Origin of the sequence: Hyphomonas sp. KY3 (genome assembly GCF_017309975.1) — a bacterium.
In the GTDB taxonomy this organism is placed as follows: domain Bacteria; phylum Pseudomonadota; class Alphaproteobacteria; order Caulobacterales; family Hyphomonadaceae; genus Hyphomonas.
Window position 1 is genome coordinate 2,781,406 of record NZ_CP022271.1, and the last position, 20,992, is coordinate 2,802,397.

At 58.1% G+C, this 20,992-nt stretch carries 20 protein-coding genes, 1 tRNA gene and 1 pseudogene; 9 read left to right on the forward strand and 13 right to left on the reverse strand.

The genetic code is table 11. The features are described from left to right. Positions 1–232 precede the first annotated feature (232 nt). The 4 genes from kdsA to CFA77_RS13370 all read left to right on the forward strand — a co-directional run bounded on the left by kdsA (position 233) and on the right by CFA77_RS13370 (position 3,437). A complete protein-coding gene (gene kdsA / locus CFA77_RS13355) occupies positions 233–1,081 on the forward strand; it encodes a 3-deoxy-8-phosphooctulonate synthase (RefSeq protein ID WP_206991110.1) in 849 nt (282 codons plus the stop codon). Then, positions 1,078–1,548, forward strand: coding sequence for a GNAT family N-acetyltransferase (locus CFA77_RS13360; RefSeq protein WP_051607448.1), 471 nt, complete (start codon positions 1,078–1,080; stop codon positions 1,546–1,548). Before kdsA ends, CFA77_RS13360 begins: the two co-directional genes overlap by 4 nt. Next, entirely contained in the window at positions 1,545–2,099 is a 555-nt protein-coding gene (locus CFA77_RS13365; protein WP_206991111.1) for a pseudouridine synthase, read from the forward strand. The genes CFA77_RS13360 and CFA77_RS13365 overlap by 4 nt, the downstream gene beginning before the upstream one ends. Positions 2,100–2,189: 90 nt before the next feature. Beyond that, the gene (locus tag CFA77_RS13370) at positions 2,190–3,437 is read left to right on the forward strand and encodes a mechanosensitive ion channel family protein (RefSeq protein WP_206991112.1); all 1,248 of its coding nucleotides are present in this window, start codon (positions 2,190–2,192) and stop codon (positions 3,435–3,437) included. A 12-nt stretch (positions 3,438–3,449) separates the two neighbouring features. Here CFA77_RS13370 and CFA77_RS13375 read toward each other — a convergent pair whose 3' ends face one another. The 6 genes from CFA77_RS13375 to CFA77_RS13400 form a co-directional block, all read right to left on the reverse strand. Beyond that, positions 3,450–4,652: a serine hydrolase domain-containing protein gene (locus tag CFA77_RS13375; protein ID WP_206991113.1), complete on the reverse strand. Its 1,203-nt coding sequence runs from the start codon at positions 4,650–4,652 to the stop codon at positions 3,450–3,452. Between the two features lie 64 nt (positions 4,653–4,716). Beyond that, a complete protein-coding gene (opgC, locus tag CFA77_RS13380) occupies positions 4,717–5,922 on the reverse strand; it encodes an OpgC domain-containing protein (RefSeq protein ID WP_206991114.1) in 1,206 nt (401 codons plus the stop codon). A 204-nt stretch (positions 5,923–6,126) separates the two neighbouring features. Beyond that, a complete protein-coding gene (gene clpA, locus CFA77_RS13385) occupies positions 6,127–8,445 on the reverse strand; it encodes an ATP-dependent Clp protease ATP-binding subunit ClpA (RefSeq protein WP_034810967.1) in 2,319 nt (772 codons plus the stop codon). A 27-nt stretch (positions 8,446–8,472) separates the two neighbouring features. After that, complete coding sequence (gene clpS, locus CFA77_RS13390) at positions 8,473–8,871, reverse strand: ATP-dependent Clp protease adapter ClpS (RefSeq protein ID WP_206991115.1); 399 nt, start codon at positions 8,869–8,871, stop codon at positions 8,473–8,475. Between the two features lie 71 nt (positions 8,872–8,942). Then, positions 8,943–9,335, reverse strand: a complete 393-nt coding sequence (locus tag CFA77_RS13395; protein WP_206991116.1) for a DUF1499 domain-containing protein — start codon at positions 9,333–9,335, stop codon at positions 8,943–8,945. 165 nt (positions 9,336–9,500) lie between these two features. Continuing rightward, entirely contained in the window at positions 9,501–9,929 is a 429-nt protein-coding gene (locus tag CFA77_RS13400; protein ID WP_206991117.1) for a phasin family protein, read from the reverse strand. 225 nt (positions 9,930–10,154) lie between these two features. On the opposite strand from CFA77_RS13400, the gene CFA77_RS13405 reads away from it, so the two are divergent. Together CFA77_RS13405 and CFA77_RS13410 are read left to right on the forward strand one after the other, a co-directional pair. After that, a complete protein-coding gene (locus tag CFA77_RS13405) occupies positions 10,155–11,270 on the forward strand; it encodes a D-alanyl-D-alanine carboxypeptidase family protein (RefSeq protein ID WP_242517370.1) in 1,116 nt (371 codons plus the stop codon). A gap of 93 nt (positions 11,271–11,363) precedes the next feature. Beyond that, on the forward strand, positions 11,364–12,326 hold the full coding sequence (locus CFA77_RS13410; RefSeq protein WP_206991118.1) for an SIS domain-containing protein: 963 nt from the start codon (positions 11,364–11,366) through the stop codon (positions 12,324–12,326). 5 nt (positions 12,327–12,331) lie between these two features. Here CFA77_RS13410 and CFA77_RS13415 read toward each other — a convergent pair whose 3' ends face one another. Together CFA77_RS13415 and galE are read right to left on the reverse strand one after the other, a co-directional pair. Next, entirely contained in the window at positions 12,332–13,129 is a 798-nt protein-coding gene (locus CFA77_RS13415; protein WP_206991119.1) for an SIMPL domain-containing protein, read from the reverse strand. 61 nt (positions 13,130–13,190) lie between these two features. Further along, a pseudogene (galE, locus tag CFA77_RS13420) lies at positions 13,191–14,207 on the reverse strand (UDP-glucose 4-epimerase GalE); the annotation flags it as partial. Between the two features lie 187 nt (positions 14,208–14,394). On the opposite strand from galE, the gene CFA77_RS13425 reads away from it, so the two are divergent. After that, positions 14,395–14,471, forward strand: a tRNA-Ile gene (locus CFA77_RS13425). An 87-nt stretch (positions 14,472–14,558) separates the two neighbouring features. Here CFA77_RS13425 and CFA77_RS13430 read toward each other — a convergent pair. Beyond that, positions 14,559–15,515 (reverse strand): UDP-glucuronic acid decarboxylase family protein, encoded by a 957-nt coding sequence (locus CFA77_RS13430; RefSeq protein ID WP_034810955.1) that lies wholly within the window; start codon positions 15,513–15,515, stop codon positions 14,559–14,561. A gap of 89 nt (positions 15,516–15,604) precedes the next feature. Here CFA77_RS13430 and CFA77_RS13435 point away from each other — a divergent pair, with 89 nt between their 5' ends. Beyond that, positions 15,605–16,276: a DNA-3-methyladenine glycosylase I gene (locus CFA77_RS13435; RefSeq protein ID WP_206991120.1), complete on the forward strand. Its 672-nt coding sequence runs from the start codon at positions 15,605–15,607 to the stop codon at positions 16,274–16,276. On the opposite strand, the gene phhA is transcribed toward CFA77_RS13435, so the two are convergent. After that, positions 16,273–17,142, reverse strand: a complete 870-nt coding sequence (gene phhA, locus CFA77_RS13440; RefSeq protein ID WP_206991121.1) for a phenylalanine 4-monooxygenase — start codon at positions 17,140–17,142, stop codon at positions 16,273–16,275. The two genes, CFA77_RS13435 and phhA, sit on opposite strands and share 4 nt — an antisense overlap. A gap of 148 nt (positions 17,143–17,290) precedes the next feature. On the opposite strand from phhA, the gene CFA77_RS13445 reads away from it, so the two are divergent. Further along, positions 17,291–18,370 (forward strand): glycosyltransferase family 2 protein, encoded by a 1,080-nt coding sequence (locus tag CFA77_RS13445; RefSeq protein WP_206991122.1) that lies wholly within the window; start codon positions 17,291–17,293, stop codon positions 18,368–18,370. Positions 18,371–18,388: 18 nt separating this feature from the next. Here the strand turns inward: CFA77_RS13445 and CFA77_RS13450 are convergent, their stop codons facing one another. Genes CFA77_RS13450 through CFA77_RS13460 form a run of 3 tightly spaced genes read right to left on the reverse strand, consistent with a single transcriptional unit; the run spans position 18,389 to position 20,873 of the window. Further along, positions 18,389–19,075, reverse strand: coding sequence for a cytidylyltransferase domain-containing protein (locus tag CFA77_RS13450; protein WP_206991123.1), 687 nt, complete (start codon positions 19,073–19,075; stop codon positions 18,389–18,391). Positions 19,076–19,095: 20 nt separating this feature from the next. After that, positions 19,096–20,055, reverse strand: a complete 960-nt coding sequence (locus CFA77_RS13455; protein ID WP_206991124.1) for a phosphoglycerate dehydrogenase — start codon at positions 20,053–20,055, stop codon at positions 19,096–19,098. 35 nt (positions 20,056–20,090) lie between these two features. Beyond that, positions 20,091–20,873: a 2-keto-4-pentenoate hydratase gene (locus CFA77_RS13460; protein WP_206991125.1), complete on the reverse strand. Its 783-nt coding sequence runs from the start codon at positions 20,871–20,873 to the stop codon at positions 20,091–20,093. Positions 20,874–20,992: the final 119 nt, after the last annotated feature.

A 20,992-nucleotide genomic window follows, 5' to 3' on the forward strand; every position in this document is an offset into this window, starting at 1 on the left:
GGGAACAACAAGTTTATATCCTGTGGTGCCCGGCCGGAGCAGCCTCCTGTCGGCGCATAGAGATATTTGAAGGCACGCTGAAACGCTGCCAGACTTGTTGGGTCCCGAGGACTCACGGAAGCCGCCCCAGAGGGCGGCTTCTTTGTTTATGGAAACGGCATGAACGCTCCGACTTACCTTTTGCCTGAAACAACGCTATTTGCTGGAAAAACACCTGAGCGGAGAGACCCAGATGAACGTGCTGACCCACAAGACTTCCGGCTGGACCATCGGCACCGGCAAACCGCTTTCTGTCATCGCGGGCCTCAACGTCCTCGAAGACGAGGGCCTTTCCCTTGAAGTTGGCACCGAGCTGAAGCGCGTTTGCGAACAATTGGGCCTGCCCTATGTCTTCAAGGCCAGCTTCGACAAGGCGAACCGTTCCTCGATCAAGTCGTTTCGCGGCCCCGGGCTTGAGAATGGCCTGAAAATGCTGGCCAGCGTGAAGGCCAAGCTCGGCGTGCCGATCTGCACCGATCTGCATGAAGCCGGTCAGGCCGAAGCCGTCGCAGAGGTCGCTGACATCGTCCAGATCCCGGCTTTCCTGTGCCGCCAGACTGATCTGGTTGTCGCCACCGCCAAGGCCACTGCCGCAGCGGGCGGGATCATCCAGGTCAAGAAAGCCCAGTTCATCGCACCGTGGGATACAAAGAACATCGTCTCCAAGATCGGTGAAGCCGCAGATGTCGGCGTGATCCTGTGCGAGCGCGGCTCCAGCTTTGGCTACAACAATCTAGTCGTCGACATGCTCGGCATTCCCGAGATGCAGAAGCTCGGCTGCCCGGTGACCATCGACGCGACCCATGCTGTCCAGCTTCCAGGCGCCGACCCGCGCACGGGCGGCGCGTCCACCGGCGGGCGACGCGACGGCGTGGCCATCATCGCCAAGTCGGCCATTGCCGCCGGCGCTGATGGCGTCTTCCTCGAATTCCATACCGACCCGGACAAGGCCCTGTGCGATGGACCGAGCTGCCTGCCGATCTCGTCAGCCGAAGGCCTGCTCAGCACGTTGAAATCCCTGCATGAGGTCGTGAACGCGTGATCAGGGAGGCTGTAGCATCAGACCGGGAGGCTCTTGCTACCATCCTCTATCGGGCGAGCCGTGACGTATTCCCGCTGGCTGGCATCGAACGCGTTGATGCCGCCGAGTTTGACCGCCAAACGGCTGGCGAGAGCATTTTGGTTGCAGAAAAGGATGACCGGCCGGTCGGCTTTTCGAGCGTCTGGGACCCCGACCACTTCCTGCATCATTTCTTCATCGACCCGGCCTATCACCGCCACGGCATTGGTCGGTCGCTGATGGTTGCAACAATGATGCGCTATGGCAGTGCGCTCTCGCTGAAATGCAATACGTCCAACACCACTGCCCGCACGTTTTACCGTGCAATGGGCTGGATCGAGACGGACGAGCCTGGCGGCACCAGCGAAGGGATTGGTGACTGGATCTGGATCCGAACACCCGCCGCCGCATCCGCGCTCGGCCTGTTGCCCGAAGGCCCTGACGCATGACCCGCCTTATCGCCTTCAACAAACCGTTCAATGTGCTCTCCCAATTCACCGACAAGAGTACGCTGGCGAGCTCGCGTGAGACGCTGTCAGACTATATGGACGTCCCACGTGTCTATCCCGCTGGTCGGCTCGACCGGGATAGTGAGGGCCTGTTGCTCCTGACCGATGACGGCAAGCTGCAGGCCCGCATTTCCGATCCGAAAGCCAAGATGGCCAAGGTCTACTGGGCCCAGATCGAGGGTATTCCGGATGACAAGGCATTGCAGGCCCTCCGCTCCGGCGTAGACCTGAATGATGGTCGCACCGCTCCTGCAAAGGTGAGACGGATGGACGAGCCAGGAGATCTCTGGCCGCGCGACCCGCCAATCCGGTTTCGAAAATCGGTACCAGATTGCTGGATCGAACTGACCATTATCGAAGGCCGCAACCGACAGGTCCGGCGCATGACCGCCGCAGTCGGGCATCCAACCTTGCGCCTTGTGCGCGCGCAAATCGGCGACTGGACCCTGAATGGCCTTGCCCCCGGCGAGTGGCGCGACATCAAGGGCTGACCCCCAACCCTTCACAGGCCGCATAACACAGATTAGCAAACGGCACTCCACAGGCCCGGTCGCGACCGGATGAAACAGATGGAGCGCCGCATGGCCCTGACACAATCTTCGAGCTGGTTTGAGCAGAATGCCCCCGACTGGGCGCGCGAGTCCGCAACCTTCATCGGAAACATCTGGAATGATGGCGCTTATGGTCTGACCTATGGCGAGATCACCATCGCTGTTGTGATCATCATGATCGCGCTGATGATCCGCGGCCTGTTCGCACGGCTGATCGTGAAGACCATCATGCGCCTGGCGTCCGGCACCAAGTCGGGCTTTGATGACGCGCTCGTTCAATCCATCGCGACGCCGCTCAAGATCGTCCCGGTCATCATCGGTATCTATATCGCGCTGCAGGTGACCAATATTTCCGGCGAGGCGGAAATCTACGCGACTCGCATTCTGCGCTCGATCATCACGCTTGCCGTATTCTGGACGCTGTCTCGCGCGGTGCATGCCTTCGAATATCTGTTCGCGGGTCTGAGAGACGCCCTGTCGCCCGCCGCCGTCGACTGGATGGTCAAGGCGTTGCAGATCATCTTGATCGTACTGGGTCTCGGCGCCGTGGCGGAGCAATGGGGAATCCAGATCGCGCCCCTGCTGGCCGGCCTTGGCGTGCTTGGCATCGCCGTCGGCCTCGGCGCGCAGGACTTGTTCAAGAACCTTATCTCCGGCTTGCTGATCATTTCAGAGAAGCGTTTCATTCCCGGCGAGTGGGTCAAGGCAGACGGTGTGGTCGAAGGAACGGTCGAGAAGATCAATTTCCGTTCGACATTGATCCGCCGGTTCGACAAGAGCCCGGTCTATGTTCCCAACAGCGCACTGTCAGATGCGGCCGTGACCAATTTCTCGCGCATGACGCACCGGCGCATCAAATGGGTGGTCGGCGTGGAATACCGCACGACCGTGGACCAGCTGAAATTTATCCGCGACGAAATCGAGGCCTGGCTCTGGAATGATGACCGGTTCGCCAAGCCGCCGGAAGCCGCACTGTTCGTCCGCGTGGACAGCTTCAATGCCAGCTCCATCGACTTCCTGATCTACACTTTCACCCACACGAAGAATTGGGGCGAGTGGCTGGAGATCAAGGAAGAGTTCGCCGTCGCCGTGATGGACATTATCGAAAAGGCGGGCACGGGCTTCGCCTTTCCGAGCCGCACCGTCTACCTTCAGGAAACCGACCCGCCGGAAATCATGGCTCCGCCCGCGCGCAGCGAAGGCGTCGCACGGGCGCAAGCCGCCAAGGAAGGCATGCTCCAGGTCGGCGGGATTGGCGAAGCCAGCGACGATGGCTGATCAGGTCGCGGCTTACTTCACCCATACGCCAGGTGCATTGGTGCGATAGCCGAGCGCGCGATAGGCCGCATCGATCAGGCTTTGCGCGCGGTCATTCACGAGAATGCCGCTGCCCATCTGGTTCATCGTGTAGCTGAAGGCGAGGCCCGCTTCGGGATCGGCGAAACCGATGGAGCCGCCTGCGCCGACATGGCCGAAGGCCTGCTCGCCCATGATGACGCTGGTGCCGGGGCCGAGGTTCAGCGCGCGATTATCCATGGACTTCATGAAGCCCGGGCCGAACCGGGTCGGGACCAGAAGCGTCGCATCGCGTTGCGTCGCCGTTGTCACCATGCTCATGGCCTTCAAGCGATCAGACGAGACGAGCGTGCCGTCATCGGTTGCCAATGGCGTATACATCGCCACCTGCCCGCGCGCGTTCGAGAGGCCGCCCCCGCCGCCGATTTCAGCGGCTTGCGACTTGCGGTTATTGAAATCCCAGCCGCCATTGTTCATGAAGCTCTTGTGCTGGATGGATTCCGGCTCGGTCACCAGCTTGATGGCAAACTCGGTTGGAACATCGTCCGGCTTCGGCGCATACGGAATGATCGGCGCGATGTGAACGTCTTCGGTCTCGGGCAGGCCCAGCCAGAAGCGCGCGCCGGTCTTGTCGGCCACTTCCTCGCGGAAGAAGGTGCCGAGCGACTTGCCGGACACGCGGCGGACCAGTTCGCCCACCGTCCAGCCGAAATTGATCATGTGGTAGCCATTGCGTGTGCCCGGTTCCCAGAAGGCTTCCTCATCTTCCAGTCGCTGGATCATGTAGTCCCAGTCTTCGAACCCGTCTGGCCGGACCGGGTCGCGCAGGGTCGGCAGCGCGCTTTCATGGTTCAGCATCATGCGAACCGTGGTCTTCTCTTTGCCGTTCTTGGCAAACTTCGGCCAGTAGTCGGCGACCAGCGCCTCGGGATTCAGCTCACCCCGGTCGATCAGGATATGGGCGCACAGCGCGGTGGCGGCCTTGGAACAGGAAAAGACGATGGAGATCGTATCCTCACGCCAGGCATCACCAGTTTCCGGGTTTGCCATGCCGCCCCAGAGGTCCACCTGCGTTTCGCCATTCACTGACAGGCAGACCGAGGCGCCAACCTCTCCACGCTCTGCAAAGTTGCGTTCGAATTCTTCCTTCACGGCGGCGAATTTTGACTCGCACGCCCCGCCAATGGATCCTGACATGTGTTCCCTCCCGAGGATATTATTGATGCCAGTGTGATGCGCCCTCCCCACGGGAAGGCAAGCCCTATGGCAGGGCCGGGAGGTAGCGTTTCTTCAGGCGCGCCGCGCCAAGCAAAGCTGCCAGAGCGCAGATCTGGACAACCATCACCACAATCCGATTGTCTTCAAACCCGTTGGAGAGAATGAAGTAGCTGGCCGTAAAGACCGCCACGACATGGCCGCTATACACGAACAGGGAATTCCGGCCAACCATTACCAGAGGCGGGAATCTCAACACAGAATCCACCACAGCCCGCGCCCACATAAGGGGCTTTGCCAAGTCTTCCCGGTTCAGCAGGAAGTAGAAGATATACGAGATCGCAGCGAGACTGATCAGGCCGATGCCAGACACATTCCGGCGCTTTGGCTCAACCAGCCATTCAGGCGACCCAAGCATGCCTCGCCCGGCTTCCGCAGCTGCAAAGGCCACTGTGATGGCAAGCGCCGCGTAGAAGACCGGATAGCTCGTGGGCAGAATGCTGGATTTGAAATGGTCCCAGCCTTCCGTCTTGTACCGGTAGCCGAGATAGAATCCGCCATAGAAAATGACCGCGTAGGACAAGGGATTGAAGATACCCGTCAGAGACAGGAAAGGCCGCGTGTCGAAAACATGCGCGAAGATCCAGCCCAATACCGCTTGATCGAAACCCGCCGCAGCAACCAGCCAGCAGGCCGCAAGAATTCCGAAGAACAGGCGCGTCCGCTTTGTCTCCAGCAACCAAAGCCCGACCGGAATGAACAGCATCAGCATCATGTAAAGGATCAGAATGCCGAGATAGAGCGGCTGCTTGGCGAAGGTGAAAACCTGAAGGCTCTGCACGAACAGCGGTGTTTCGAGGTCTGGTACATATTGGGAATCCAGCCGCATCGGCCAGGCCGACACAAACAGGTACAGCATCGAGAGTGCGACGATGATCTGATAGAGATAGACCCAGCGTAGCCGCTTCAAAACGGCCAGTTCGCAGGCGACCATACCGCCTTTGGAGAAGGGCCGAAGATAGCTCAGCGCGCAGACAAAACCGGACAAGAGAACAAAAAACTCGCCATCCCAGACAGGCGAGAAATTCCCGTGATGAAACCGGATCACAGGCGTCCAGTGCGTGAAATTGAAGTGTGCGATGAACATGGCAATGAGCAAATAGCCCCGCGCCCCATCGATATGCACTAACCGCGCCGCCTTCTGCGCTGGCGCCGTGGTGGCCGATCCCGTCGTCAAAATCGCATCGGTCATCTCGTCACCTCTAGACCATGCTTGCCGTAGCGTTACTCCTAGTGGACCATTGTGACAATCCGAACGCGATCAGCGAATTTCCTTCGAAAACAGCATGTTCCTGCACAAGGTTGATGCGACTTCGGCCACCGTCTTCAGATCGCAGGCAAAGAAATGCCCGCAACAGGACGTTGCGGGCATTTCTGAAATCATACTGCCAGTATTCTAGGCTGGCTCTTCAGCAGAGCCTTTCTTGGCGACAGGCTTCTTCTTCGGCTTCTCGGCAACATATTTGAAGGCGAGCTTTTCCTCGTCCTTCTTGTCGATGTCGATCTTGACCACGCCGCCCTTCTGGAGCGAGCCGAACAGGAGTTCTTCCGCCATCGGCTTCTTGACGTGTTCCTGGATCGTCCGCGCCAGCGGCCGGGCGCCCATGTCGGCGTCGAAGCCGCGCTTGGCGAGCCAGTCGCGTGCAGGCTTGGTGATCTCGATGGAGACGTTGCGATCTTCCAGCTGGACTTCGAGCTGAAGAATGAACTTCTCGACCACACGATCAATAATCTCTGGCGTAAGGCCGCCGAAAGTGATCGTCGCATCAAGACGGTTACGGAATTCCGGCGTGAACAGACGCTTGAGCGCTTCTTCCTGCTCGTCGTCCTTCTTGCCACGGCCAAAGCCGATGGAGTTCTTCGAAGCATCCGATGCCCCGGCATTGGTCGTCATGATCAGGATGACATTCCGGAAGTCTACCTTGCGGCCATTGGCGTCCGTCAGTGTGCCATTGTCCATGACCTGAAGCAGGATGTTGAACAGGTCCGGATGTGCCTTCTCGATTTCGTCGAGCAGCAGCACGCAGTGCGGATGCTGGTCGACGCCATCGGTCAGCAGGCCGCCCTCATCATAGCCGACATAGCCCGGAGGCGCGCCGATGAGACGAGAAACGGTGTGACGCTCCATATATTCCGACATGTCGAAGCGCAGCATCTCGACGCCCATGATGGAGGCGAGTTGTTTGGCAACTTCGGTCTTGCCGACGCCGGTTGGACCGGTGAACAGGTACGAGCCAATTGGCTTGTTCGGTTCACGCAGGCCGGCACGCGCGAGTTTGATGGCTGCCGAAAGCGCCGTGATGGCATCGTTCTGGCCAAACACGACCCGCTGCAAATCGGTCTCCAGTGATTTGAGCGCGGCTGCATCGTCGGTCGAAACCTGTTTGGGGGGGATGCGGGCGATCTTGGCCACGACAGCCTCGATATCCTTCTGCCCCACCGTCTTCTTGCGTTTCGACGTAGGCAACAACCACTGCGCGGCGCCAGCCTCGTCGATCACATCAATCGCCTTGTCCGGCAATTTGCGGTCGGTGATGTAGCGATCTGCGAGTTCAACTGCCGATTTGATGGCATCATTCGTGTAGCGCAGGCCGTGGAAATCCTCGAAGCGCGATTTAAGACCCGTGAGAATCTTGATCGTATCCGGAACAGTTGGCTCAACCACATCGATCTTGCGGAACCGGCGCGACAGGGCCCGGTCCTTTTCAAAATGCTGTTTGTATTCCTTGAAGGTGGTCGACCCCATGCAACGCAGGCCACCGGACTGAAGCGCAGGCTTCAGCAGATTTGACGCATCCATCGCGCCGCCGGAGGTCGCCCCAGCGCCGATAATGGTGTGGATCTCATCAATGAACAGGATAGCTTTTTCCTGCTGCTCCAATTCCTTCATCACGGATTTGAGGCGTTCCTCGAAATCACCGCGATAGCGCGTACCGGCCAACAGGGCGCCCATGTCGAGCGACCAGATAACAGCCTCGTCAAGAATTTCAGGTGCTTCACCATCCACAATCTTCTTGGCGAGGCCTTCGGCGATCGCCGTCTTGCCCACACCGGGATCGCCGACGAGGATCGGATTGTTCTTGCTGCGACGGCAGAGCACTTCAATGCAGCGGTTCACTTCCATGTCCCGGCCGATCAGCGGATCGATCTTGCCGGAGCGCGCCTTGTCATTCAGGTTCACACAGTAAGCGTCGAGCGCCTCATGGCCCTGCTTGACTGGTTCCTCTTCCGAGGCCTCCGCGCCGCGTGGACTGGATGGGCGCGACATGCCCGGCTGCTTGGCCACGCCATGCGAGATGAAATTCACCGCGTCATAACGGGTCATGTCCTGCTCCTGCAGGAAGTAGGCAGCGTGACTTTCACGTTCAGAGAAGATCGAGACCAGCACATTCGCGCCGGTAACTTCGTCGCGGCCCGAGCTCTCAACGTGAAGGATGGCGCGTTGGACAACACGCTGGAACGCAGCGGTCGGCTGAACGCGGCCTTCGCCTTCATCCACTGTCAGGCTGGAAAGCTCTTCATCAATGTATCGGCTGAGGTCGGCGCTGAGGGCGTCAATGTTGACCTTGCAGGCGCCCATCACTTCGCGGGCATGCTCATCTTCCGTCAGCGCCAGAAGCAAATGTTCCAGTGTGGCATATTCATGATCACGCTCTGATGCGAACGTCAGGGCCTTTTCGAGTGCGGTCTCTAGGGAGGGGGACAAACGTGGCAAGTGACTGGCCTTCCGGAGTGAGTGTTTCTAGTCGTCTTTCTCCATGACACATTGGAGAGGATGTTCATGGCGTTTGGCAAGGTCCAATACCTGCGCGACCTTTGTTTCGGCCACTTCGTAAGTATAGACACCGCACAACCCCACGCCCTTTTGGTGGACATGAAGCATGATGCGCGTGGCCTGTTCCCGGGAACGATTGAAGAAATGTTCCAGGACGTAGACGACAAACTCCATCGGCGTGTAATCGTCATTCAACAGAAGCACACGGTAGAGCGACGGCTTCTTGGTCCGTACGCGCGTTTGCGTGGACAGACCAAAATTCGTCCCATCATCATCGCCAGCCTGCCCGCCCCCTGGTGGGTCGCCGGGTCCGGGCCGATTTAGCCGTATTGGATCCGTGCTGGAATGGTTCAGGTCACCGCTCATAGTTACCAAGATATACGTTCTTGCCCGACTTTGAAGAGCGGATACGCGGCAAAAGCACAATCTGCCTGAATTCAGGTCACCTGGAGACTGGCGAGGAGGTCATTCACGCGCTTCGCATTCGCGCCCATATCGCTATAGCCCACGCGGGATGCAGAATAGACTGCGAGCGTGGATTTCCCGTCTGAAGGCAGGATGGCAATATCCACATCATCCTTGAATTTGAACAGTTTCGATACCGCGATGAAGCTGATGCGACCCGCCTGGGCGTCGAGCGCCTTCAGCCTCCAGTCCTTGCGCATGGCCACAAGGGCCTCGACCTGGCTGAACAGACTGTCTGTGCTGCAGAAGAAAATCGGGCCTTCTTCGTCCGGGCTAGCCTGGTCAGCAAAGCCCGCCGGTGCAACCAGATACGTGTTCGGCGACTTGGGCCGCTGAAGGGTTTGGAAATCGAGAAAATCGCTCATGCACAACTGTAGGAGCAAGCGCAACGGTTTCGCCAGTGCATTCTGCATCTGACATTGAACAAAGTCCGGGCAAAAAAAGAACCGGGCCAAACAGGCCCGGCTCAAATTATCTACGCCACTCTACGCCCCAGAGCCCGCTAGCCTGGCCGGGAAACAGGAAAGCGCTTACTTGGGTGCGAAAGCCATGAACGGCTTCGTCGCGTCGCGCCAAGCAGACATGCAGAGTTCAGCCTGTGCGCTGACTTCGGACGTGTAAGCCGAGAGAAGGTTCTTGGCGAAGCCGGACTGTATTTCCATTGCTTCGCGTGGATCCTTTGCGCCGGTCAGCGACTGCGTGGCTTCGACACCCTGTTCGAGCGTGCGAGCAAAGAAGTCCATGTTGCGGGCGCCAATCGTGCGCATCATTTCCGAAGAAGATGCTGCTTGTTCTGCGAGGGCTTTCATGCCGCCTTCCGCATAACCACCGAACTTGCCTGCGAGACCTGTCATTTGTTCCATGCCTTCATCAATCATTTTTGTTGCCGAATCTGCCACACGCGCTTCCGCTTTGGCTTTCGGAGAAGACTTGGGAGTGGTCTTTTTTGTTGTCGCCATGGGGAGGATCCTTTTCACGCTGGATACCCTAACGTAGCGTAAAATCCGAGCAATTGCAACAATTATTGTGCGGCGCAGCATTTTTAAATTCGCATGAAAATTGCAAGGCTTGAAACCTGATTACAGATTTGTGAGGCTGGGGCCTGCGTTAAGATGTGGTCAACCGATTTGACGGACTCTAGTTTAATCCTCGGGTGCCGGGGTTAACTCATTTTTGGAGAGAACATGATGCGGCTCGCACTACCACCTGTCCTGAAAGCACTCACTATAGCGGTGGCGCTGATGGCGGCAGGCCTGTTTGCCCAATCTGCTCACGCCGAAAAGTACGCCTCCATCGTGATCGATGCGGATACTCATGAAGTACTTCATGCCCGCAATGCCGATGAAGCGCGTTATCCGGCCTCCCTCACCAAGGTCATGACCCTCTACATGCTGTTTGACGCGCTGAAGACCGGCGAGGTCACCCTGGATGAGCGGCTCGTTGTCTCGCGCCACGCGGCGAGCCAACCCCCTTCAAACCTCAAGCTTCGCACCGGCTCGACCATGACAGTTCGCGACGCAATTGGCGCGCTGGTCAGCAAATCAGCCAATGATGTCGCTGTGGTTGTGGCTGAGCGTCTCGGGCGCACCGAAAGCCGCTTTGCCCAATTGATGACTGTGAAGGCCAAATCGCTCGGAATGAACCATACCCGCTTCATGAACGCGTCGGGCCTGCCCAACACACAGCAGCTGACGACCGCGCGTGACCTGGCCATCCTGGCCGATGCGATGCTCACCGATCATGCTGACTATTATCATTACTTCTCGTCCAGCAGCTTCCAGTGGGCGGGACGCACCTACAAGAACCATAATGAGTTGCTCGGCAAAGTAGACGGCGTCGACGGCATCAAGACTGGCTATACCCGCGCCTCCGGATTCAACCTGATGACGTCTGCCAAGCGCGATGGCAGCCGCATTATTGCGATCATGCTGGGCGGGAACACGTCCCGGTCTCGCAACGCGCATGTCGAGGATCTTGTTGAAGCTGCATTTACGACGCTCACCGATCCTGCGCATGACACACAGCTCGCCTTTGCCGGCGTCCTGCAGCCTGTACACCCGAACGATGCTGCAGAACCAATGCTGAATGGAAAACGCATCAGCGTGATCATTGCGGAAGGTGGCGGTGACGCAGATGACGACAAACTGGTCGTGGCTGAAACGGCACCTGCTCCAGCGCCAACGCCAGAAATTGTCGAACACACAAAGATGGAAACTCCGGTTGAGCCGTTTGTGCAGCCCAAGACCCACATCATGAGCGTATCGGAATACGAAGCGCGCCAGATGCAGATCGCGAAGTAACGCCTGAGTTCACGGTTCCAATCTGAAACGCAGCCCTTGCAAGCCCAGGCGGGCTGACCCAGAAGGCTTTCCAGCCATCAGGAGCGAACAGACGTGACCCGTGAAAGCGACATCGATATTGCGCGCAATGTAATTCGCATTGAACGCGAAGCCCTTGAGCAACTGGAAGCCGGTCTGGACACGGCCATCGAAAAGGCCGCTGACCTCATCATGGCCACGGATCGGCACATCATTGTGGCTGGCGTGGGCAAGTCGGGACATATCGGCCAGAAGATCGCGGCCAGTCTCGCATCGACGGGCACGCCCTCATTCTTCCTCCATCCGACCGAAGCCAGTCATGGTGACCTGGGAATGATCGTTCCAGGCTCAGTCGTGATCGCGATATCCTATTCGGGCGAGAGCCGCGAACTGGTCGATCTGATCCGCTATTGCCGCACCAATTCGGTACCCCTGATCGGCATGTCACGCGCGGCAGAGTCGACGCTTGGTCGGGGGTCGGATGTATTGCTGACGCTGCCAACCGTTGCGGAAGCCTGCCCCAACGGGCTCGCGCCAACATCCTCAACGACCATGGCGCTCGCACTTGGTGATGCGTTGACCATAGTCCTGATGGCGCGACGAGGCTTTTCACGGGAAGAGTTCGGATTCCGTCATCCGGGGGGGAAACTTGGCCGCTCCCTCCAGACTGCCGGCGACTATGTGGCGGGTCGCACAGACGATATACCATCGGTCAGCGAAACCGCGGCTGTCGAAGACGTCATTCTGGCCATCTCGGAAGGCCGCAAGGGATGCGTGGCCGTACTGGATGCGACTGGCGTGATTGCGGGAATGGTCACCGACGGCGACTTGCGACGTGCCATGCTGGCAGGAAAGCTGACCGGAAATGCCGCCGCGATCATGACGCCATCGCCCCGCACGATTTCACTCGACGAGCGCATGTCCGCAGTCATCAAGAGATTGACCGAGCATCGCATCTCCAACGCATTCGTTGTGCAAGATGGACGCCCGGTCGGGATTGTCGACATGAAAGACCTTCTCGCCGAAGGCTATGTCTGATTGGCCTACTTGGTCAGTTCGAACCGGATATTTACTTGGGCCGAATAGCCAATTTCACCGCCTGAAATCGGCGTGGATGCCATATCGGCAGATTCGTGCATCGCCATCATCCTGCCCATCGGTGCAGGCGAAGGTTCATTCCCGCCACTTTCGGAGATGTTGACGATGCGCGACACGCGCATGCCGACAGCTTCAGCGTAGAGTTCAGCGCGCGCAGTTGCGTCCGCAACGGCCTTGCGCCGCGCTTCGTCACGCGCATCACTGGCATCTTCAAGCGCGAAATTCAGGCCCGAGAACGTGTTACCGCCTGCGACAACGAGGCTATCAAGCGTTTCACCCAAACCATCCAGATTGGTCACTTTGACGGTCAGCTGGTTTGACGCCGAATAACCACGCAGAACCTGTTTGCCGTTGCGACGCCCATTGGCATCGGTTTCCTCGACATAGTCGTAAACCGGATTGAGAGAGATGTTCGACGTCTGCATGTCCTTGTCGGCGACGCCTGCGGACTTCAGCGCGTTCATCATGCTGGTCATCGCCTCAGCCTGCGCCGCCATTGCAGCAACTGCGGTCTTGGCTTCCTCGTTTACACCGGCCGTGATGTAGGCAATGTCCGGCGCGCGCTTCACATTGGCGGTCGCGGAAATATCCAACGTGGTTTCGGGCTGGATCGAATTGGGGTGGTAGGTCATCTGGCTCGTCCCGGTTGGAACCGAGTGGGACGGCATCTGCGCACAGGCAGACAGGGTTCCTGCCAGGGCGAAGGCGCTGGATGCGATGAACAGATTCCGGAAAGTGCGCATGTTGTCTCCTCGGTTTATTGATCGAGACCGATGGCTACCAGCGCATTGTGTCAAACTCGCGTCAGGCGGCTCCGACTTCGCGTTGCGGATACCCTTCCGGATTGCCGCTTTGCCAGGCCCATTGATCTCGGCACATGTCTTCCAACGTCAAACGAGTCTTCCAGCCAAGAAGTTCCATCGCATAGGAGGGATCAGCCCAATAGGCAGGTAAATCGCCAGCACGGCGTTCGGCGAAATTGAGCGGGATCTCCCGACCGCTTGCCTGTTCAAACGCTTTCACCACATCCAGGACCGAATAGCCGTTCCCGGACCCGAGATTGACTGTGAAACTGTCCGGACTTTCCAGCAGTTTCTCAAGCGCAACGATATGCGCTTCGGCGAGGTCAACGACGTGGATATAGTCGCGCACACCCGTGCCGTCCGGCGTATCGTAATCATTGCCGAACACGTTGAGATGGGGGCGACGCCCCACCGCCACCTGGGCAACGAACGGCATCAGATTATTCGGCACCCCGTTCGGATCCTCGCCGATCAGACCGGTGGGATGCGCACCAATCGGGTTGAAGTAGCGCAGGATGCCCGCATTGATACCTGCGCCCGATGCGACGAGGTCATTCAGCATCAGCTCAACCGCATATTTGGTCATGCCATAGGGATTGGTGGGCGCCAGCGGATGGTCTTCAGTATAGGGCAGCGAAACCGGTGTGCCATAGACAGTAGCAGACGACGAAAACACGATATGTCCCACACCCGTCTGTTTCATGGCGTCGAGCAGGCTGAGTGAGCCCTGAACATTATTGCTGTAATAATCGAGCGGGTTGGCAGTCGATTCCCCAACGGCCTTCAGGCCGGCGAAGTGAATCACGGCCTCGCATTCGTGCTCGCGCAGAGCACCTATCATGGCCTCGGTGTCGCGAATGTCTGCTTCGATGACCGGCACATCATTTGCGCCCGTAATCTGACAAATCCGATCGATGGCGGCCATGCTGGAATTGACGAAATTGTCTACAATTACCGGCGTATATCCTCGGTTCAGCAACTCGACACATGTGTGCGAGCCGATATATCCAGCCCCCCCCCGGCACGAGAATCCGCTTTGAGTTGCCTTGCATGAATTTTGACATCCCTGACTTGTCCCCAACTCCATCGTGTAGGTCGTGTCCAATGATCATGCAAACGATCTGCCACATTTACGCACGTAATTCGCAAGAGCGTGGCAGACAGCACATTGCCTTGCCAAAGAAGCACGCTAAAACGGGCCGCTGGGGCCTGTAGCTCAGTTGGTTAGAGCGGACCGCTCATAACGGTTTGGTCGCGGGTTCAAATCCTGCCGGGCCCACCATTTTCCTGTGAGAGCGCCTTTGCGCACAACCTGCTTCGGCAGAGCAGATTGAAGCTGGAAATTCTCAAAGCGCCCGCAAATGCGGGATCAGCCCAGCATCGCCCGGACTTCTTCGTCAAAATACGCAATCGTCGGCTTCAAGCCTTCCTCCAGCGCAATCGTCGGTTCCCAGTCGAGCGTATCGCGCGCACGGGTGATGTCCGGCTGGCGCTGACGGGGGTCATCTTGCGGAAGTGGCTTGTGCACCAGCTTGGATCGCGCACCGGTCATCTCGATAATCTTCTCGGCGAGTTGGCGGATCGTGAACTCGCCGGGATTGCCGAGATTGATCGGACCGGTCACGTCGTCGCTCGTATTCATCAGTCGGATCAGGCCTTCAACAAGATCCGAAACATAGCAGAAGCTGCGGGTCTGTTCGCCATCGCCGTAAAGCGTGATGTCTTCGCCCTTCAGCGCCTGAACGATGAAGTTGGACACCACACGCCCGTCATTCGGATGCATGCGCGGTCCATACGTGTTGAAGATACGCGCGACTTTGATCTGGACCTTGTGCTGTCGATAATAGTCGAAGAACAGCGTCTCCGCACAGCGTTTGCCTTCGTCATAACAGGCACGCGGCCCCAGCGGGTTCACATTGCCCCAATAGTCTTCCGTCTGGGGGTGGATCTCCGGATCGCCATACACTTCGGACGTCGAGGCTTGAAGAATTTTGGCCCGCGTCCGTTTGGCCAGGCCCAGCATGTTGATCGCGCCATGCACGCTGGTCTTGGTCGTCTGAACCGGATCGAACTGGTAATGCACCGGACTCGCCGGGCAGGCCATGTTGTAGATCTGGTCCACTTCGACAAAGAGCGGCACGGTCACGTCATGGCGCATCACTTCGAAACGGGGGTTGTCGAGCAGATGCGCTACGTTGGTGCGCCGACCGGTGAAGAAGTTGTCCACGCAGAGCACTTCAGCCCCGGTATCCAGCAGGCGCTCGCACAGGAAGGAGCCGATAAAGCCGGCACCGCCGGTGACGAGAATTCGGGGGACATAATGCATCCCCCAGCGATCCCTGCTTTTCCCTATGGGGTCAAGACTCTTAGACATTTCCGGGCCTTGTGACAGACTGCTCATGGGAGGCCTGACAGATGAACCCTTTTGACCGCATCGTGGATTTCGCCGCGCAGCATCATGGAGATCGCGCCGCTGTTCTTGAGATGTCGCAGAATGCCCATCAGGCAAAATCCTTGAAGAAAATACCCGACGACCGGTATCTCGCCACGATGACGCGCTGCGTGTTCAATGCCGGCTTCAACTGGAAAGTCATTGATGCGAAATGGGACGGGTTTGAACTGGCCTTCGAGGGCTTCGATCCAAATAGGCTCGCCTTCTTTGGCGACGAGATGCTGGGGCAGCTCGTGTCGGACACGCGTATCGTGCGCAATGGCCAGAAGATCAAGGCGACGCTTGAGAATGCGAAATTCGTGGCGGACACCGCCAAAGCGCATGGCAGCTTCGGCGCGTTCCTCTCTGCTTGGCCCGTTGACGACCAGGCCGGGCTTCTCAGCTACCTGAACACAAACGGCTCACGCCTTGGCGGAGCGACGGGGCAGTATTTCCTGCGCTTCTCGGGCTGGGATGCCTGGATCACGTCTGGGGATGTCTGCCGCGCCCTGGTACGGGAGGAGGTGCTGGATAAGCCAGAGGCCAAATCCAAATCCGCGATGAAGAAAGTGCAGGTAGCCTTCAATCACTGGCATGCCGAGAGCGGCCTGCCTTATGCCCAGATCAGCCGCATTCTGGCTCTCAGCGTCGGCTAGACCTGCGCCTTCTGGCGAAAATAGTCGAGCGATCCACGATGGATCAGCGCATCGCCTGGCAGGGTTTCATGAGCCTCTATGTCGGGCTTGTTTTTCACCTCATCATAGACGCCGCCGAAATCCTGGTAGCAGGCGTCGAGCAAGGCATCGAAGCTGTCGATCACGAAATAGGTCTGCTGGAAGTCGTCGATGATGTATTTGGTGCGCATGATACGCTGCAGGTCGAAGGCGACCCGGTTGGGGCTGTCATCCTCAAGCGCAAACACGGTCTCGTTGGGGCTTGAGAGAATACCGGCGCCATAGATGCGCAGACCGCCCGCTTCGCGGATCAGGCCGAACTCGACCGTGTACCAGTAGAGCCGCGCAAGATTGTGCAACTGGCCGAGTTGCATGGCCCGCTGTCCGCCTTTGCCATAGGCTTCCATGAAATCAGCGAATACTGGGTCAGCCAGCATCGGCACATGACCGAAAATATCGTGAAAAATATCCGGCTCCTGGAGGTAGTCGAACTCCGCCTCGGGTCGGATAAAGGCCCCGGCCGGAAACCGGCGATTGGCGAGATGGTCAAAGAAAATCTCATCCGGCACCAATTCCGCCACAGGCACAACGCGCCATCCCGTGATCTTTTCCAGCTTGTCCGACAGTTCAGCCATGTTCGGAATACCTGACGCGGACAGTTCAAGCTCTGCCATTGCTTTCAGGGCCACTTCCGAGGCCCGGCCTTTTGCAATCTCTCGCTGACGCAGGAACAACCGATCCCAGCGGTCGTGCTCTGCCGCGCTGTAGGTATCCCACGCCTGATCGATCGTGAAATCAGCGGCGCGCGGAGCGTCATGGTAACGATTCTTGGCAGGTGAAGTTGTCATGGTCGGACTGTACAGCAAATCAATATATAGTTCCATATGAAACTATATACCCCTCTCTTGAGCGGCTTCCAGCACTCGGGTCGACGGCGTTAAGGGAACATGCCAGTAAGGTTTCGGGAATGAAGTGGGGCGTACAATTGTAATCGGTATGACAGAATCAATTTCCCCCGCAAGCGCCGCGCCGAAGCCCTTCAAGTCTTCAGCGATCAGCTTCTCTGTGATCATTGTGAACTATAATGGGGGCGCGTATTTGCAGGCCGCCGTCGATTCGCTGAAGACCCAGACGCTTCAGGACTTTGAGCTGATTGTCATCGACAATGCATCGACCGACGGATCGCCAGATACGTTGGATCTCTCTGGTATCGCACAAGCCAGGCTCATAAAGAATTCGGACAATGTCGGTTTTGCGGTGGCCAACAACCAGGCGGCAAATCTGGCGCGCGGGCAATGGCTCGTATTGCTCAATCCGGACGCCACAGCGTCCGCCAACTGGCTGGAGAAGCTTCAAGCCGCCTCCCGGCGCTATGCGGGCTGCCATGTGTTCGCCTCGACCCAATACTGCCTCGACGACCCGGATATGCTGGACGGCGCGGGCGATGCGTATTTGATCTTCGGCATTCCTTGGCGGGGTGGCTTCGGCCATCCGGCTTCCAAGCTACCCGATACGGGCTTCTGCTTCAGTCCATGCGGCGCTGCGGCAATGTATGACCGGGAACTTTTCCTGCGTATCGGCGGCTTTGACGAACGCTTTTTCTGTTATTGCGAAGATGTCGACATCGGCTTCCGCCTGCAGCTTGAAGGGGAGCCATGCGTCTTCCTCAAGGATGCGGTTGTGCACCATGCGGGCAGTGCCATTTCTGGTCGCCACAGCGCCTTTTCATCCTATCACGGAACACGCAACCGCATCTGGACCTATGCGAAGAATATGCCGACTCCTTTGCTGGTCCTAACTGCTCCGGTTCATCTCGTTCTGTCGGTGTATCTCATTTTCCGGAGTGCCATGATCGGATGTTTCAAACCCACACTACGTGGAACCTGGCACGGCGTGCGAGATCTACCGGCGATCCTGTCAGACCCACGCTGGCGTGTTCGGAAGAGAAAGCGTTCGATGATGGATCTTCTCCGCACGATGACGTGGAATCCACTACGCATGAGCCAGAGACTACCTCATGTCCGGCCCCTGCCTTCTGACGCGGATCAACCCCTGATCGCCCGAGAAGCACACTAGAACAGGCGACAGACTCCGTCAGTCACCCTCAACCGAACCGCCTTGATGGACGAAGTCATACAAGGCTTCTGCAATCCGCAGATCTTCCTCAGTCTTGATGACATGACCTGCCATCTTGTTGACGGGAAACACGCCTCGTCGGCCCGCATATGTTGCGCAGCCGCCGGACTCTTTTGCGGCGAGGAATGTCGCAGAGCGCCACCCTGTGATAGACCAGGAAACCTTCCGAACAGGATCGAGATCCTGCGAGTTCGTCTTCTCGGAAAACGTGAAGTTCACAGGCTCATCATGGTAGAGGCATTCCAGCTGATCATCGACCACGCTGAGCAGCACGTCGACATCGGTTTCAATCATTGCACTTACAAAGTCGCGCACCTCAGCGGTTGTCAGCAATGGCGCAATCGAGTGTACTTGGAACACGCGATCACAGGGATTGGCCTTCAGGAACTCTGTCACGAAGTCTTCACTCGTTGCGTTGTTGGATCCAAGCTCCTCCGGGCGCTGATGGAACTCAACACCCTCGGCTTGCGCAATCGGCCCGAAGTCCGGATGTTCGGAATTCACGATGATGCGGTCGAAGACACCCGCCTCGCGGCATTTCCGGATCGCGTGCACGATCAACGGAACGCCTTTCAACGGCGCCAGGTTCTTCTTTTGCAGACGCTGGCTGCCCATGCGGGCGGGGATCATCGCGATATTGGTCATGCGGCAACAAGCCTTTCGGTTTAGCGCAAATAGTCTGGAATATGGCTCAATGCAGGTTGGGCGTTTTCTAGCCCTTCAATCGCAGCCATGCCCATCATGAAAATGGCTTCTTCAGCGCTACCGCCAATATGGCCTGTAGCGATGAAGTTCGGCAGTCGCAGCAGATCCATGTCCGTCGGGGGTTCCGGTTCAAACACGTCAAACGCAGCCGCCGCAATGTTCTCATTGTGCAACGCGCGCTTCAGCGCTGCCTCGTCCACCAATCCGCCACGCGCCGTATTGACCAGTACCGCATCAGTCCGCATGCGAGCCAGGCGATCGGCATTGATGATCATCGACGTGGCAGGTGTGAACGGCACGTGCAGCGAAAGGACTTCACTGGTCTCGACCAGTTCATCCAGTGAAACGCTTTTCACGCCAGTTTCCTCACAGAATTCCGACAGGTCGCGAATATCATGCGCCTGGACTTCGCAGCCAAGCGCCAGCATGAGCCGCGCCACTTCCTTACCAACATGTCCGCACCCCAGCAGGCCCACTTTGCGGCCTTGCAACTGACGACCCTTGATCTGACGAAATTCACCACCCACGATTTCCATATGTGACCTCACCACATGGCGCAGGCTGGCGATACTGAGTGCAATCACAAGCTCCGCGACAGACCGGCGATTCACGCCGCCTGTCCAGCCAACGTGGACTCCGCGGGCTTCACACGCATGCAGGTCCACATTGTTCAGGCCTACGCCATATTTGCCGATGACTTTCAAATCAGGCAGCCGCGCAAGGATGTCATCGGTGATCTTCTCGAGCGCGACTACGACGTGGGACTTGCCCTGCAGAAAGGCGACGAGTTCATCACCCGCCAAGGTGCGCCCGGTGTCGTTCAAAGTGACGTCGCTGTAGCGGCGATTGAGTTCAGCGGTCAGCTTTTCATGCGCGGAAAAGGAACGCGATAGCACGGCGACGGAGGCAGTGTTGTTCATTGAAATTTTCTCCTGTCCCGAGATGCGTATCCCGCTTACGAACCGGCTGCGAAATGCAACTCGGCCTCCCCAAGACCGTCGACACTTGCCACAATTCTGGCAGGCCCATCAAGGCCCACACGCGGGGCCAGCGCCCCAAGCAGGATTACGTCGCCGCGCCGATGTTCCCATCCTCTCGCTGCCATGCGATTCACATGATCGGTGAGCAATTCAGACGGCAACGCAACCAGCTGCCTGACATCACCCTCCTCCTTCACGACACCGTCCACAATCAGCCGACCCATGCGATCAAGGTCATCGAGACTATCGGCGCCCTCTACGCCCTCTCCGGCAACCGCATAACCTGCTGCACCATTGTCCGCGACCAGCGCCAGGCCGCCATGGATTGCCAGCGCAGAGAAGCGGGTTTCGGGAACTTCGATCGCGGCAATGGTCCGCGCCACCGCATCCAGCACCTCAGCGCGCGTATATCCACCGGGCTTCAGCGGCAGGTCAGCCCCCAGGACGACCGCCAGTTCACATTCCGCGCCCGGCTGCCTGAAGTCGGTCATGGGCCGAGTGTCACCCGACGAGATCATGTTCGTCGAGGGGATCAGTCCCGAGAAAGGCCGTGCCAGCCCAAGACCGTCACGCGACCCCTGATTGCTTGCGCCCAGCTTCCAATGGCCGCCTTTCAGTCCCAACGCCCTCAGATAGGAGTCCTGCACGCCTTCGGCGGAATCGTAATCGGCCGGCTGTTGGTCTGTTGGGAGGGAGCAGATGGCGCCCGTTCGGGCTGCTGAAACCAGTGCGTCGGAAAGATTTTCGAAGTGCTTCATGAAATCAGAATGCCTGAATGAGTCATACCGTTTGCTCCTGCATTACGCCTTGTTCTAGGGGAGCAACTACCCTATCAAAAGCCCCTCAGGTCAGGGAACACCTCACGGCTTCGAATTCC

Bases quoted from the DNA above. Each gene is read 5' to 3' on its own strand.
- CFA77_RS13445 (WP_206991122.1), top strand. From the start codon at position 17,291: ATGACAGAATCAATTTCCCCCGCAAGCGCCGCGCCGAAGCCCTTCAAG.
- kdsA (WP_206991110.1), top strand. From the start codon at position 233: ATGAACGTGCTGACCCACAAGACTTCCGGCTGGACCATCGGCACCGGC.
- clpS (WP_206991115.1), bottom strand. From the start codon at position 8,871: ATGAGCGGTGACCTGAACCATTCCAGCACGGATCCAATACGGCTAAAT.
- CFA77_RS13430 (WP_034810955.1), bottom strand. From the start codon at position 15,515: ATGCATTATGTCCCCCGAATTCTCGTCACCGGCGGTGCCGGCTTTATC.
- CFA77_RS13455 (WP_206991124.1), bottom strand. From the start codon at position 20,055: ATGAACAACACTGCCTCCGTCGCCGTGCTATCGCGTTCCTTTTCCGCG.
- CFA77_RS13460 (WP_206991125.1), bottom strand. From the start codon at position 20,873: ATGAAGCACTTCGAAAATCTTTCCGACGCACTGGTTTCAGCAGCCCGA.
- CFA77_RS13395 (WP_206991116.1), bottom strand. From the start codon at position 9,335: ATGAGCGATTTTCTCGATTTCCAAACCCTTCAGCGGCCCAAGTCGCCG.
- CFA77_RS13365 (WP_206991111.1), top strand. From the start codon at position 1,545: ATGACCCGCCTTATCGCCTTCAACAAACCGTTCAATGTGCTCTCCCAA.
- CFA77_RS13375 (WP_206991113.1), bottom strand. From the start codon at position 4,652: ATGTCAGGATCCATTGGCGGGGCGTGCGAGTCAAAATTCGCCGCCGTG.
- CFA77_RS13415 (WP_206991119.1), bottom strand. From the start codon at position 13,129: ATGCGCACTTTCCGGAATCTGTTCATCGCATCCAGCGCCTTCGCCCTG.
- CFA77_RS13435 (WP_206991120.1), top strand. From the start codon at position 15,605: ATGAACCCTTTTGACCGCATCGTGGATTTCGCCGCGCAGCATCATGGA.
- phhA (WP_206991121.1), bottom strand. From the start codon at position 17,142: ATGACAACTTCACCTGCCAAGAATCGTTACCATGACGCTCCGCGCGCC.
- CFA77_RS13370 (WP_206991112.1), top strand. From the start codon at position 2,190: ATGGCCCTGACACAATCTTCGAGCTGGTTTGAGCAGAATGCCCCCGAC.
- opgC (WP_206991114.1), bottom strand. From the start codon at position 5,922: ATGACCGATGCGATTTTGACGACGGGATCGGCCACCACGGCGCCAGCG.
- CFA77_RS13450 (WP_206991123.1), bottom strand. From the start codon at position 19,075: ATGACCAATATCGCGATGATCCCCGCCCGCATGGGCAGCCAGCGTCTG.
- CFA77_RS13400 (WP_206991117.1), bottom strand. From the start codon at position 9,929: ATGGCGACAACAAAAAAGACCACTCCCAAGTCTTCTCCGAAAGCCAAA.
- CFA77_RS13405 (WP_242517370.1), top strand. From the start codon at position 10,155: ATGATGCGGCTCGCACTACCACCTGTCCTGAAAGCACTCACTATAGCG.